At 70.3% G+C, this 13,293-nt stretch carries 12 protein-coding genes; 9 read left to right on the forward strand and 3 right to left on the reverse strand.

Annotated elements, in window-relative coordinates:
- Positions 1–108 precede the first annotated feature (108 nt).
- The 7 genes from ACWCQ6_RS07120 (at position 109) to ACWCQ6_RS07150 (ending at position 7,237) form a co-directional block, all read left to right on the forward strand.
- The gene (locus ACWCQ6_RS07120) at positions 109–1,263 is read left to right on the forward strand and encodes an NAD(P)/FAD-dependent oxidoreductase (RefSeq protein WP_451086269.1); all 1,155 of its coding nucleotides are present in this window, start codon (positions 109–111) and stop codon (positions 1,261–1,263) included.
- A gap of 52 nt (positions 1,264–1,315) precedes the next feature.
- Positions 1,316–1,642: a (2Fe-2S)-binding protein gene (locus ACWCQ6_RS07125; protein WP_451086271.1), complete on the forward strand. Its 327-nt coding sequence runs from the start codon at positions 1,316–1,318 to the stop codon at positions 1,640–1,642.
- Entirely contained in the window at positions 1,623–3,089 is a 1,467-nt protein-coding gene (locus tag ACWCQ6_RS07130; protein WP_451086273.1) for an FAD/NAD(P)-dependent oxidoreductase, read from the forward strand. The genes ACWCQ6_RS07125 and ACWCQ6_RS07130 overlap by 20 nt, the downstream gene beginning before the upstream one ends.
- A gap of 175 nt (positions 3,090–3,264) precedes the next feature.
- The gene (locus tag ACWCQ6_RS07135) at positions 3,265–4,173 is read left to right on the forward strand and encodes a dihydrodipicolinate synthase family protein (RefSeq protein ID WP_451086275.1); all 909 of its coding nucleotides are present in this window, start codon (positions 3,265–3,267) and stop codon (positions 4,171–4,173) included.
- Positions 4,174–4,471: 298 nt separating this feature from the next.
- A complete protein-coding gene (locus ACWCQ6_RS07140; protein WP_451086277.1) occupies positions 4,472–5,473 on the forward strand; it encodes a proline racemase family protein in 1,002 nt (333 codons plus the stop codon).
- A complete protein-coding gene (locus ACWCQ6_RS07145; protein ID WP_451086279.1) occupies positions 5,470–6,420 on the forward strand; it encodes an ornithine cyclodeaminase family protein in 951 nt (316 codons plus the stop codon). Before ACWCQ6_RS07140 ends, ACWCQ6_RS07145 begins: the two co-directional genes overlap by 4 nt.
- A gap of 88 nt (positions 6,421–6,508) precedes the next feature.
- Positions 6,509–7,237 (forward strand): GntR family transcriptional regulator, encoded by a 729-nt coding sequence (locus tag ACWCQ6_RS07150; RefSeq protein WP_451086281.1) that lies wholly within the window; start codon positions 6,509–6,511, stop codon positions 7,235–7,237.
- A gap of 77 nt (positions 7,238–7,314) precedes the next feature.
- On the opposite strand, the gene ACWCQ6_RS07155 is transcribed toward ACWCQ6_RS07150, so the two are convergent.
- Positions 7,315–8,793, reverse strand: coding sequence for an aminopeptidase P family protein (locus ACWCQ6_RS07155; protein ID WP_451086284.1), 1,479 nt, complete (start codon positions 8,791–8,793; stop codon positions 7,315–7,317).
- A 330-nt stretch (positions 8,794–9,123) separates the two neighbouring features.
- Between ACWCQ6_RS07155 and ACWCQ6_RS07160 the strand changes: the two genes are divergently transcribed.
- Positions 9,124–11,508: a M9 family metallopeptidase gene (locus ACWCQ6_RS07160; protein WP_451086286.1), complete on the forward strand. Its 2,385-nt coding sequence runs from the start codon at positions 9,124–9,126 to the stop codon at positions 11,506–11,508.
- Positions 11,509–11,606: 98 nt separating this feature from the next.
- Here ACWCQ6_RS07160 and ACWCQ6_RS07165 read toward each other — a convergent pair whose 3' ends face one another.
- Positions 11,607–11,996: a barstar family protein gene (locus tag ACWCQ6_RS07165; protein WP_451086288.1), complete on the reverse strand. Its 390-nt coding sequence runs from the start codon at positions 11,994–11,996 to the stop codon at positions 11,607–11,609.
- A gap of 109 nt (positions 11,997–12,105) precedes the next feature.
- Positions 12,106–12,528, reverse strand: a complete 423-nt coding sequence (locus ACWCQ6_RS07170; RefSeq protein WP_451086290.1) for a ribonuclease domain-containing protein — start codon at positions 12,526–12,528, stop codon at positions 12,106–12,108.
- Between the two features lie 389 nt (positions 12,529–12,917).
- Here ACWCQ6_RS07170 and ACWCQ6_RS07175 point away from each other — a divergent pair, with 389 nt between their 5' ends.
- Positions 12,918–13,292, forward strand: coding sequence for an ATP-binding protein (locus tag ACWCQ6_RS07175; RefSeq protein ID WP_451086509.1), 375 nt, complete (start codon positions 12,918–12,920; stop codon positions 13,290–13,292).
- Position 13,293: the final 1 nt, after the last annotated feature.

The raw sequence follows: 13,293 nt of genomic DNA on the forward strand, positions 1-13,293 counted from the left end.
CCGGCGGCCGGCCCGGCACCCCTGCGAAGTGCGCGAGGGGGTGACGGTAGATCAACTGGCCCTGTCCGCACCCTTGGCGCCCCTTGAGCAATGTGACATATTACTGGCGTGCTCACGAGACACACCTTGGACGTCGTCATCGTCGGGGCCGGAATGGTCGGCGCCGCCTGCGCCTACTACACCTCCCGGTCCGGACTCTCCGTAGCCGTCGTCGACCGCGGGCCGGTGGCCGGTGGCACCACCGGCGCCGGCGAGGGCAACCTCCTGGTCTCCGACAAAGTGCCGGGACCGGAGCTGGAACTGGCCCTGCTCTCCGCCTCCTTGTGGCAGCAACTCGCCGAGGAGCTGCCCCCGGGCATGGAGTACGAGCTCAAGGGCGGTGTGGTCGTCGCGGCGACCGAGGACTCCCTGACCACCCTGTCCGCGACGGCCGCCGGCCAGCGAAAGGCGGGTGTCGAGGCATACCACGTCACCCCCGACCAGTTGCGCGAGCTCGAACCCCATCTCGCGCCGCACCTGGCCGGCGGCTGCCACTATCCGCAGGATGCCCAGGTCCAACCCGCCCTGGCAGCAGCCGAGTTGTTGCGTGCGGCCACTCGCGCCGGTGCGCTTGTGCGCCCGGGGGAGGAGGTGGTGGGGATCCTCAGGGACCGGGAGGGCGCCGTATGCGGGGTACGGACGACCCGGGGCGAGCTGCGGGCCCCCGTCGTGGTCAACGCGGCGGGGACCTGGGGCGGTGACCTCGCCGCACTGGCCGGAGTGAACCTGCCGGTCCTGCCGCGCAGGGGGTTCGTGCTCGTCACCGAACCACTGCCCCGGCTGATCCGGCACAAGGTCTACGCGGCGGAGTACGTGGCCGACGTGTCGAGCGGGTCGGCGGCGCTGCAGACCTCTCCAGTGGTGGAGGGGACACCATCGGGTCCGGTACTCATCGGGGCGAGCCGCGAACGGGTCGGCTTCGACCGGACGCTGTCCGTTCCGGTGGTCGCCCAGTTGGCGGCCCGCGCCGCCGACCTCTTCCCCGTGCTCGCCGATGTGCGGGTACTGCGCGCCTACCACGGGTTCCGCCCCTACCTGCCCGACCATCTGCCCGCGATCGGACCTGACCCCCGGGCACCGGGGCTCTTCCACGCCTGCGGTCACGAGGGCGCCGGAATCGGGCTGGCGCCCGCGACCGGGCAGCTGATCGCCGACGCGATCCGGGGGAAGCGGCCCGCACTCGACCTCGCACCGTTCGCCCCCGACCGATTCGATGCCACATGACATGCCACACGACGGTGGAGAGCGGGGCGCCCGTGCCCCAGGAGAGGACCCCGTGAGACGCACCCGTGCACGCACCCCCGCCGAACTCGTCGGGGCCGAACCGGAACCGGAGTTCCGGCTGACCTTCGACGGCCGCCCGATCCGCGGACTGCCGGGCCAGACCGTCGCTGCCGCGCTCTGGTCGGCGGGCATCCTGACCTGGCGCAACACCCGGGTCCACGGACGGCCGCGAGGCGCCTTCTGCGGCATCGGCGCCTGCTACGACTGCCTGGCCACCATCAACGGCCGGCCCAATCAGCGCGCCTGTCTGCTGCCCGCCGCACCGGGCGACGTCATCACCACTCAGGAGGGCGACGGGCATGCCGCACTCGACGGATGACCGCCGGGTGCGGGAGACCGAGCGCGCCACGATCGCCGTGGTGGGAGCGGGACCGGCAGGCCTGGCCGCAGCCGTCACCGCCGCCGACCACGGGCTCGACGTGGTTCTGCTGGACGCGGCCGCCGCGCCCGGCGGCCAGTACTACCGCAGCCCGGCCGACGGACTCGGCGCCACCCGGCCCGAGGCCCTTCACCACCACTGGCACGCCTTCGTGGAACTCTCCGCGAGACTTGCCGCGCACCGCGACACCGGCGCGATCCGCCATCTCACCGACCACCAGGTGTGGACGGTCGAACGAACCGGTGACGGCGACTGGATCCTGCACGCGGTCACCGGGGGCACCGAGGAGGCCCGCACCACCGTCCAGGCCCGCCGCATGGTGCTGGCGACGGGTGCACACGAGCGCCAACTACCTTTCCCCGGCTGGACACTTCCGGGGGTGGTGAGTGCGGCGGGGGCCCAGGCCATGCTCAAGTCCGGGCTGGTGCTGCCGGGGCGCCGGATCGTGGTCGCGGGGAGCGGTCCGCTCCTCCAGGCGGTCGCACTCTCCCTGACGCGTGCGGGGGCGCGTGTCCCGGCGCTCGTCGAGGCGGCCGGGTACGGAGCGTACGCCCGTGCTCCACGGGTGCTGGCGGCCAACCCCGGCAAGGCGGCGGAGGGAGCGCGGTTCGGGGCGGCGCTGGCCCGTGCGGGGGTCCGGGTGCTGACGCACCGGGCGGTCACCGAGGTGCACGGCGACGAACGGGTGGAGGCGGTGACCGTCAGCAGGGTGGACCGTCGATGGCGCCCTGTCGCGGGGACCGGCAGCCGGATCGCCTGCGACGCGCTCGCCGTGGGACACGGACTCGTGCCGCAGCTGGAACTCGCCGTGGCAGCCGGCTGCGGCACGCGCCAGGGCCCCGACGGCACGCACGCCGTCATCCTCGACGAGCAGCTCAGGACCACCGTCCCCGGCGTCTGGGCGGCCGGTGAGACCGGGGGCATCGGTGGTGTCGAACTCGCCCTCTCCGAGGGTGAGCTGGCGGCACTGTCGATCGTCCGCGAGGTGCGGGGCGGGGTGCGGCGGCAGGAGGCCCGCAGAGCGGTCGCGCTGCGACGCTCCCGACGCCGGCTGCGGGCCTTCGCCGCGCTGATGGGGACCGTGCACCGGCCGGGCACCGGGTGGAGCGAGTGGCTGACCGGCGATACGGAGGTCTGCCGCTGCGAAGAGGTCACCGCGGGACGGATCCGTACGGCCTGCGAGGAGCTGGGAGCCGGTGACACCAGGACCGTCAAGCTGCTCACCCGGGCCGGAATGGGGTGGTGCCAGGGCCGGACGTGCGGATTCGCCGTCCGCGAGCTCGCCGCCGCACACGGCGCCGGGCAGGACCCGGGCGGCCCCGACCGGCGCCCGCTGGCCTGCCCCGTGAAGCTCTCCACACTCGCCGACCTGGCCGACCCCGGGTAGTCCGGCGACCGGCCCCTGCGGTCGGCCCTCCCACGCAACCAGCCCCCGCAGTCAGTCCTGCCCCGGAGCCCGCCGGCCCGCCGGTTCGGGTTCCCGCACTCCGGAACACCGCGTTCGACAACCGTCGTCCGCGTACCGCCACACCGTGACATGTCACGCCTCTCAAGGAGCCACGATGCAGACGAACACCCACCCGCGCACCCGTCCCTGGCACGGGGTCATGGTCGCCACCCCGGTCACCCTGCGCGAAGACTGCACCATCGACTACGACGCCTACGCGACCCATGTGCGCCAGCTCATCGAGGCGGGCTGCGACGGAGTGGTGCCCAACGGCTCACTGGGGGAGTACCAGACCCTGACCGACAGCGAACGCGACCAGATGGTCCGGGTCGCCGTCGAAGCCGCGGGCGACGGCAGCCGGGTCATGCCGGGCGTCTCCGCCTACGGCAGCGCGGAATCACGACGCTGGGCCGAACAGGCCGCCGACGCGGGCGCCGGTTCCGTACTGCTCCTGCCGCCCAACGCATACCGCTGCGATGACGAGGCGGTGCGCGCCCACTACGCCGAGGTGGCCAAGGCCGGCGTGCCGATCGTCGCGTACAACAACCCGTACGACACCAAGGTGGACATGTCACCGAGCCTGCTCGCCCGCCTCCACCAGGAGGGCAGCATCGTGGCCGTCAAGGAGTTCAGCGGTGACGTACGCAGAGCGTACGAGATCGCCGAAAAGGCGCCCGGCCTCGACGTGCTCGTGGGCGCCGACGACGTACTGCTGGAACTGGCACTCGCCGGCGCCGTCGGGTGGATCGCCGGTTGCCCGAACATGCTGCCGTCCAGCTGCGTAGACCTGTACCGGGCCGCTGTCACCGGTGACATGGCAACCGCGCTGCCGCTGTACCGGGAGCTGCACGAGCTGCTGCGGTGGGACTCGAAGCCCGAGTTCGTCCAGGCCATCAAGGCATCCATGGATGTCGCCGGTCGACACGGCGGCCGTACCCGCCCGCCGCGGTTCCCGCTCCCCGCCGACGACGAGGCCGCCGTACGCGCCGCGACGGAGAAGGCACTTGCCGGGGGCCTTCACTGAGAGACTGCCGGGTGACCTCGGACCGGAAAGCGGACGCGGTCCGGTGCGTGCGATTCCAAGGCGGAGGAGGGAGCCGACGCGGAGCGTTGGCGACCGACGACAACGCGGGAAGCGTGCGTGCCAGGGCGTGGCCGCCCGGTCGGAGGTCACCCGACGGCCTCTGGGAGCGGCGCCCGGCCCGTACGTCCGGGCGGAGCCGCGCCAGGCCCCGCCCGGACCGGGTCAGCCCGTTCCATTCCGTCCCGCTCTGTCCCGTTCCCGCGTTCTTCGTGTACGTCGTGACCAATCAGGGGGATCCTTGCAGACACGTCACATCTTCCACGCCGTCGACTCGCACACCGAGGGCATGCCCACCCGCGTCATCACCGGCGGCATCGGCACCATCCCCGGTGCCACGATGGCCGAACGGCGCAACTACTTCCAGGAGCACCGGGACGCCGTACGCACCCTGCTCATGTACGAACCGCGCGGCCACGCCGCCATGAGCGGCGCGATCCTCCAGCCGCCCACCCGGCCGGACGCGGACTACGGAGTCCTCTTCATAGAGGTCTCAGGCTTTCTGCCGATGTGCGGGCACGGCACCATCGGGGTGGCGACCGTTCTGGTGGAGACCGGCATGGTGGAGGTCACCGAACCCGTCACCACCGTGCGGCTGGACACCCCGGCCGGGCTCGTCAGCGTCGACGTACAGGTGACGGACGGCGCTGCCACCGCCGTGACCCTCACCAACGTTCCGGCGTTCAGCGTCGCGCTCGACCGGACGGTGGACGTACCCGGTTACGGGAAGCTGCGCTACGACCTCGCCTACGGCGGGAACTTCTACGCGATGCTTCACCTGTCCGACCTCGGACTGCCCTTCGACCGGGCACGCAAGGACGACATCCTGGCCGCCGGGCTCGCCGTGATGGACGCGGTCAACGCCACCGACCGGCCCGTCCACCCCGAGAACCCGAACATCCACGGTCTCAAGCACGTGCAGTTCATCGCACCCGGGTCCGACGCCCGCCACTCCCGGCACGCGATGGCCATCCACCCGGGCTGGTTCGACCGCTCACCCTGCGGGACCGGCACCTCGGCGCGCATGGCGCAGCTGCACGCACGCGGTGAACTCCCCCTGGACACCGACTTCGTGAACGAGTCCTTCATCGGCACCTCGTTCACCGGACGTCTCGTCCAGGAGACCACCGTGGGCGGGCTGCCGGCCGTCGTGCCCACTGTCACCGGCCGTGCCTGGATCACCGGTACCGCACAATTCTTCCTGAACCCGTCCGATCCCTTTCCCGAAGGATTCCTGCTGTGAACCTGCCCCTGCTCGGCGCCGACGACATCGAGGCCCTGGGAACTGCTGGAGCCGTGGACGCCCTGGAGTCGGCGCTGAGCGGGGGCCTGGATCCGGAGACGGCACCCGCCCGGCACCATGTCACAGTGCCCGGCGGCGAGTTGCTGATCATGCCCGCCACCACCCAGCAGGTGACCGGGGTGAAGATCGCCGGGGTCGCCCCGGACAACCCGGCGCGCGGCCTGCCCCGGATCACCGGGAGCTATCTGCTGCTCGACGCCGCCACGCTGCTGCCGCTCGCCCTGCTGGACGGAGCCGCGCTCACCACCCTGCGTACGCCGGCCGTGTCCGCACTGGCGATCCGCCACCTCACCGGGCCCGTCGTGCGCCACCTGGTGCTCTTCGGAACGGGCCCCCAGGCGTACGGGCACCTGGCGGCGGTGCTCGCGGAACGCCCGGTCGAGCGGGTCACCGTGGTCGGCCGCAACCCGGACCGGGCCGAGGCGTTCGCCGAGCACGCCCGGCGGATCGGGGTGGACGCCCGCGTGGGGCAGGGACAGGGGTACGGTGCCGGGGAGGTCGCCACGGCCGATCTGGTGCTGTGCTGCACCACCTCCGCCACCCCGCTGTTCGACGGTTCCCTCGTACCGGACGGGGCGACGGTCGTCGCGGTCGGCTCGCACACCCCCGACGCACGCGAGGTCGACACCGCGCTGGTGGCGCGTTCCGCCGTCGTCGTCGAATCACGGGCGGCGGCGCTGGTGGAGGCGGGCGATCTGCTGATCCCGCTGGCGGAGGGGGCTTTCAGGGCCGAGGACATCGGCGGCAACCTCGCCGAGCTGGTGACCGGTCGCAACCTTGGCGGAAAGCCGACCGATTTCGAGGGCCCCCGGTTCTTCAAGAGTGTCGGAATGGGCTGGGAAGACCTCGCCGTGGCCGCGGCGGTGTACCGGAATTCGGTGCTCTGAGCGAGTTTGTCCACGGCTCGGAACGACTGGCTCCGGTGGAAACGTGACATTGTATTCTGAGGCTCCGCACGGCGCTGGAGGAATAGCTATGGCCCGCCTGTCGACGCTCAACGTCATCTCCGCGCAGGAGCATTTGCGCGACCGGGTGGCGAACGCCCTCAGGGCGGCCCTGATCGCAGGGGAGCTCCGTCCGGGCATGATCTACTCCGCTCCCGCTCTCGCCGCGGACTTCGGTGTGTCCGCCACCCCGGTCCGTGAGGCCATGCTCGACCTGGCTCGCGAGGGCCTGGTCGAAGCGGTACGCAACAAGGGCTTCCGGATAACGGAGTTGACCGATCAGGATCTCGACGACTTCACCGAACTGCGGGTCCTGATCGAGGTTCCCACTGTCGGCCGCATCGCCCGGATGGGCAAGACCGAGGAGCTGGAGGCGCTGCGGCCACTCGCCCAGGCGATCGTCGCGGCCGCCGCCGAGCACGACATCCTCGGCTACCTGGAGGCCGACCGCCGCTTCCATCTCGAACTGCTCGGCCTGGCGGGAAACCGCCGCTTGGTGGAGGAGGTCGGCAATCTGCGCAAGCGGTCGCGCCTTTTCGGGCTGAACCGGCTCGACGAAACCGGGCTGTTGGTCCAGTCGGCGGAGGAACACGCCCAGCTGCTCGACCTCTTGATCGCGGGCGACGCGGAGCGCGCGGAGCAGTGCATGCTGGGTCATATGTCACATGTCAGGAACCTCTGGGCCGAGGAGGAACCCAATGACACGGGCGCGGAAGACAAGCGGATCGGAAGCGTGAGGATGCCGGCCGCGGAGGCCTGACTCGCCACTCGCCCGGCACCCGTCGTCCAACCCCTGCCCTTCAACGGCCGCCCACCGGACGGCCGTTGAAGCGGCACTCAGGCCCCGGTCTCCAGCAGCGAGGCCATCCACTCCTCAATGCCGTCGGCGGTGCGCGGCAGCGCGGACGACATGAGGCGAGCGCCGTCGGCCGTGATCACGAGGTCGTCCTCGATCCGCACCCCGATTCCGCGCAGCGACCGGGGCAGCGTCTCGTCGTCGGGCTGGAGGTAGAGCCCGGGCTCCACGGTCAGCACCTGACCGGCTTCCAGACGCCCGTCCAGATAGGTCTCGGCACGCGCCTGCGCACAGTCGTGCACGTCCATGCCGAGCATATGGCCGCTGCTGCAGAGCGTGTACCGGCGGTAGAAGCCGTTGTCCGCGTCGAGCGCCTCGTCCGCCGGCATCCGCAGCACGCCCCACTCGTGCAGTCCTTCGGCGATGACCCGCATGGCCGCCATGTGGAAGTCTCGGAATCGCGCCCCCGGGCGCAGGGCCGAGATGCCCGCGTCCTGTGCCGCCAGCACCAGCTCGTAGACCGTTCGCTGCACGGGGGAGAATCGGCCGGAAAGCGGCAGGGTGCGGGTGATGTCGGCCGTGTAGAGCGAGTCGGTCTCCACTCCGGCGTCCAGGAGCAGCAACTGGTCGGGTGCCAGCGGTCCGTCATTGCGGATCCAGTGCAGGACGCAGGCGTGCGCCCCGGCCGCGGCGATCGTGGAGTAGCCCGGACCGTTTCCCTCCAGCCGGGCCCGCAGATCGAAGACGCCCTCGATCCAGCGCTCGCCGCGCGGGTGACGCAGTGCCTGCGGCAGGCTTCGCACCACGTCCTCGAACCCTGCCGTCGTCGCATCGACGGCCTGCTGCAACTGGCCGGTCTCCCAGGGGTCCTTGACGAGCCGGAGTTCGCTGAGCACCGCTTCGAGCCCGGCCGGCGCCGACCGCCCGAGCGGGAACGGACGGCAGGAGCGGAGGAGTTCGTCCACGGACGGGTCCACGCCGCCCAGCACCCGCACCGGTGGCTGTGGCCCGGTGAGCAGCTTCTCCCAGGCGTCCAGATGCGCGCAGCGGATGCCGGTCAGCCGGGTGGCCTCCGCCAGGTCGGGCCTGCGGCCGACCCAGAACTCCCCGTATCTGCGGTCACGGTAGAACTCCTGGCCGGTACGCGGTGACCGGGGCCGCAGATAGAGCACCGCCTCGTGGCGCTCGTCGCCGTCCGGTTCCAGGACGAGGACATGGCCGGCCTGGTCCTCGCCGGTGAGGCCGGTGAGCCAGGCATAGCCGGTGTGCGGCCGGAATCGGTGGTCGGTGTCGTTGGAGCGGACGGCGAGCGCACCCGCAGGGATGATCAGGCGCTCGCCGGGGAAGCGGGCGGCCAGCCGGGCGCGGCGAGCGGGGGTGGCGTCGATGGAGGGGACGCGAAGGTCCGCCGGCAACGGAGACTTGGCCCACCCGGTACTCATGAAGACGTCCAGGGCGGGTGACACCGGCAGATCGTGGCTGCCGGTGCGGGGTGTGGAGAAGGAACGGGACACGGGCATTGCTCCTCGGGGGCTTTGTGGGACCGGGGCCGAGGCCGGGATTCCGGCTCTCCGGGGACACGGTGGTCGGGAAACCGGTGGTGGCGACCGGTGTGTTCGGGTCCGTGTGTCATATCCCGTGCTGCGACGAGAAGTTGTCGCGCAGATGAATGTGCGCGAGAGGGGTTCCAAAGAACATGTGACATGTGCCATTGTACAGCGCGCAAGGGGAAGGAAGTCGTGCTCATGTCACGGCGTCGGTGCAGTTCAGACCCGGTCCTGCACTGCCCCCTTGCATTCCCCCACAACCGCGCCCTGTCGCGCGGTCACCACTCCGCTGGGAGGCGGCACGTGAAGAACCTGAGGGTTCGACAGAGAATAACCGGACTGTCCACTGCGGTTCTGGCAGCATGCCTGGGTGTGGGCCTGTTCACGGCACCGAGTCAGGCCGTCGAGCAACGCCCCGCCGCTTCGGCCGCGACCCCCCACTCCTCGGGCGCTGCTCAGGAACGGGCGGAAACCCGGACCGAGGACTCCGGCGGTCCCACCGCCGAGGCGCTGACAGCACCCGCCGACGATGCCGCTCACGTCCAACGCAAGTCGCTCAAGGCCGCCGACCTGCCGCCGCAGTCCGCTTCCCAGGACGCGCTCAAGCGGGACTACGACGACCCGTCCACCGCGCTTCCGAGCCACCAGGCACCTTCGATGAAGGCCGAGAAGCGCCGCGCCAAGAAGCTCGGCAAGGCCGCAGCCGAGTGCAACACCACCGATTTCACCAACAACACCGGAAGCGCCCTGGTCGAGAAGGTCAAGGCGGCGACCACCGACTGCGTCAACACGCTGTTCCGTATCCAGGGCCAGGACGGCTACCACGCCTTCCGCGAGGACCAGATGGTCACCATCGCCGACGCGATGCGCGACGCGTCGGCCTCCTACCCGGGTGACGTCAGCACCGGCATGCCGCAGCTGATCCTCTTCCTCCGGGCCGGCTACTACGTGCAGTACTACGACCCCGACACCGTCGGGGAGTACGGGCCGCGTCTGCGCACGGCCATCCAGGGCGCGCTCGACGGCTTCTTCGGCTCCTCGCACGCCTTCGACGTCACCGACGCCAACGGCGAGAGCCTGTCCGAGGCGATCATCCTGGTCGACAGCGCCGAGGAGAACGCCCGCTACCTGAACATCGTCAAGAAGATGCTGGCCGACTACGACGAGTCGTACAACGAGTTGTGGCACATGCGCAACGCCGTGAACAGCGTGTACACGGTCATGTTCCGCGGTCACCAGGTGCCGGAGTTCATCACCGCCATCGAGGCCGACCCCAGCGTGCTGACCTCGCTGCGCGACTTCGCCGCGAACCACCTCGACCTGCTGGGCACCAAGAATTCGTTCCTGGCCGCCAACGCGGGGCTCGAGCTCGGCCGCTTCCTCAAGGAGGACTCGCTGCGCGACGAGGCGAGCCCGCTCGCGGTCGACCTGATGGGCAAGAGCTCCATCGACGGCCCCACCGCCCCGCTCTGGGTCAACCTGGCCAAGATGGTCGACGCCTACGACAAGGACAACTGCGCGAAGTACGACGCCTGCAACCTCGCGGAGCGTCTTGAGAAGGTCGTCCTGCCGGTGAAGCACACCTGTAGCGACAGCATCACCATCCGGGCGCAGGACATGGTCGCGGAGGAGCTCGAAGCCAGCTGCACCAGCCTGCGCAACCAGGACGCCTACTTCCACGAGGTGGCCCGGGACAACGGGGCGGTCGCCGACGACAACAACAAGACCATCGAGGTCGTGGCCTTCGACTCCAGCGCCGACTACCAGACCTACGCCGGCGTGATCTTCGGCATCGACACCAACAACGGCGGCATGTACCTGGAGGGCGACCCCAAGGTCGAGGGCAACCAGCCCCGGTTCATCGCCTACGAGGCTGAGTGGGCCCGCCCCGACTTCCAGATCTGGAACCTCAACCACGAGTACACGCACTACCTCGACGGCCGCTACAACATGTACGGCGACTTCACCGCCGGAATGACCACGCCGACCGTCTGGTGGGTCGAGGGCTTCGCGGAGTTCGTCTCCTACTCGTACCGCAAGCTCGACTACGAGGCCGCCATCGCCCAGGCCGCGAACCGCACCTACCGCCTGAGCACCCTGTTCGACACCACCTACGAGAACGCCGACCAGACCCGCGTGTACAACTGGGGCTACCTGGCAGTCCGTTACATGCTCGAATCCCACCGAGGCGACATCGACACCCTGCTCGGCCTCTACCGCAAGGGCGACTGGGACGGTGCCCGCACCCTGCTCACGTCGACCATCGGCAACCGTTACGACGCCGACTGGGACACCTGGCTGGCCGCCTGCGCGGCCGGTGCCTGCGGCGGCGGGTCCACCAACCCGCCCGGTGAGATCACCGAGTGCAAGGACGCCGACACCAGGCTGCTGGGCCGGAACTGCATGCGCAGCGAGCTGAAGGCGGTCAAGGGCGACTACACCTACCTGGCCATCCTCATACCCTCCGGTGTCAAGCAGTTGAAGATCACCGCCTCCGGCGGCACGGGTGACGCCGACCTCTACTACAGCGCGAAGGAGTGGGCGACCACCCAGGTCTACACCGACAAGTCCGTCGGGGCGGGCAACGAGCACACCCTGACCGTCAACAACCCGGCGGAGGGCTACCACTTCATCAGCCTCTACGGCAACGAGGCGTTCGAAGGCGCCAAGGTCACCACCGAGTTCTGATCCCTACGACCCCCATGGTGCCGGCCGGCCGAGTGATGATCCCGCTCGGCCGGCCGGTGCCGTCCCCCGGGCCGCGTCCGCCGGACACGGCCCGGGGCTCACGACAGCCGCAACGTGCCGGGCGTCGCGCCGTCCGCCAGGATCCCCACGATCAGGTCGAAGAGCGTCGGTCCCCTTCCGGCCAGGGCCTCGTCGAGCCGCTCCCGCATCGCGGGCCGGTTGGTGGGATGCGCCCGCTCCAGGCTCCGCCGCAGATGACAGGCCGTCTCCTCGTGGCCCAGGGCTTGTGCGGAGAGCGTGTGGTGCCGCCACTCGAAGACGAAGTCGCCGTCGTCCGGGGTGCCCATCCCGCCGCCCAGGCAGTCCGCAAGGGCGTCGAGGTTGCGCCCGAAGTACCCGCCGGGGCCGTTCACGGCCTCGCCGATCACTTCCCAGAACTGCTCCAGGCCGGTGACCCGCGAGCCGTCGATCACATAGGTCACGGTCATGGAGGGAGCATACAAGTCGTGGAACGTGCGGGTCCGCTTGCTTCCCCGGTCCGTGATCCGCGCCGCAGGTGGGGGACTGCGACGCGGATCGGTCCAGAGGGGCCGGGCCTCAGCAGCCCTGGTCGATCAGGTCGAAGGTGGCGTAGTGGTCGCTGGTGTAGTAGTCCTCCTGCGCCCTCTCGCCCGTCACGATCCGGCGCGCGCCGCGGGTCGGGGAGCCGGGGGTGACGACCGTGTACTCGTGGTAGTAGCCGGTGCTCCGGCTGGGCAGGACGCCTTCACGGTTCTGGAAGACGGAGCCGTCCTGGGAATACGGGAACGGGCCGCCCGCGTCGATGAGGTCGAGGGTGTCGTGCGCCTGGGAGGGCAGCGACGAGTAACAGATGCTGCCGGCCGACGTGATGGAGACGGGGGAGGCGGCGGCCGGGGATCCGGTCGGGGCGGTGGCCGCGGTGGCCGGGGCTCCGACGAGGAGGACGGACAGGAGGGTGGCAGCGCCACCGAGCGTGGTGATCCGTGGGGGGATTCGCATAAGCACCATGATGACGCGCGTAGATACGGTCCCGTCAACGCCAACCGATGTGAATTTTTTGGAAGTTGATCCGAGAGAAGGAAATGTGTCGCGCAGATGTCCGGCAGTCCCCGGCGGCACCCAGCCCCGCTCCTTCTCCCACCCTCCAATTGCCGGTCGGTCCTATTGATGAGTCGACAAGCGTGGCGACCCGTCTGTGGGGCATGCATCCGGTGAAGTGTTCCGCGAAGGAGTTCGACGAGCAGCAGACGACACGGGATGCCGGAACGACGAGCAGGGGGCGATTCACTGTGCGGGCGGGGGAGACGATGGAACGTCAGGGAGATGCTGATTCCATGGCAGGCGAGGCCTCGCACCGGCCGGGGGCCAAGGAGCGGCAGCCGGTCCGGATGTATCGCAGACTGGCCCGCACCGATCTGGCGGCGGTGAGTGAAGTGCGCGGTGAGTTACGGGAGTTCCTGCGCCACCGGTGGCAGGCCGAGCCGGCCGAGGTGGCGGAGCTCCTGCTGAGCGAGCTGGTGACCAACGCACTGATCCACACCGGACACGGCGCGGTCGTCACGGTGAGCGTGGCGCCCGCCGGACTGCGGGTGGAGGTCCGGGACTTCGTGCCCGGGCTGCCCCTGTCGTACGTACCGAACGCCGACGACGGTACGCACGGCCGGGGGCTGCTCCTGGTGCGCAGTCTCGCGGACGCCTGGGGAGTCAGCGCCCATGCGCCGGGCAAGGTCGTCTGGTTCGAGCTGGACGGCGAAAGGCCCTGAC

The organism is Streptomyces sp. NPDC001880 (genome assembly GCF_053594575.1).

Bases quoted from the DNA above. Each gene is read 5' to 3' on its own strand.
- ACWCQ6_RS07130 (WP_451086273.1), top strand. From the start codon at position 1,623: ATGCCGCACTCGACGGATGACCGCCGGGTGCGGGAGACCGAGCGCGCC.
- ACWCQ6_RS07135 (WP_451086275.1), top strand. From the start codon at position 3,265: ATGCAGACGAACACCCACCCGCGCACCCGTCCCTGGCACGGGGTCATG.
- ACWCQ6_RS07150 (WP_451086281.1), top strand. From the start codon at position 6,509: ATGGCCCGCCTGTCGACGCTCAACGTCATCTCCGCGCAGGAGCATTTG.
- ACWCQ6_RS07155 (WP_451086284.1), bottom strand. From the start codon at position 8,793: ATGCCCGTGTCCCGTTCCTTCTCCACACCCCGCACCGGCAGCCACGAT.
- ACWCQ6_RS07165 (WP_451086288.1), bottom strand. From the start codon at position 11,996: ATGACCGTGACCTATGTGATCGACGGCTCGCGGGTCACCGGCCTGGAG.
- ACWCQ6_RS07170 (WP_451086290.1), bottom strand. From the start codon at position 12,528: ATGCGAATCCCCCCACGGATCACCACGCTCGGTGGCGCTGCCACCCTC.
- ACWCQ6_RS07175 (WP_451086509.1), top strand. From the start codon at position 12,918: ATGTATCGCAGACTGGCCCGCACCGATCTGGCGGCGGTGAGTGAAGTG.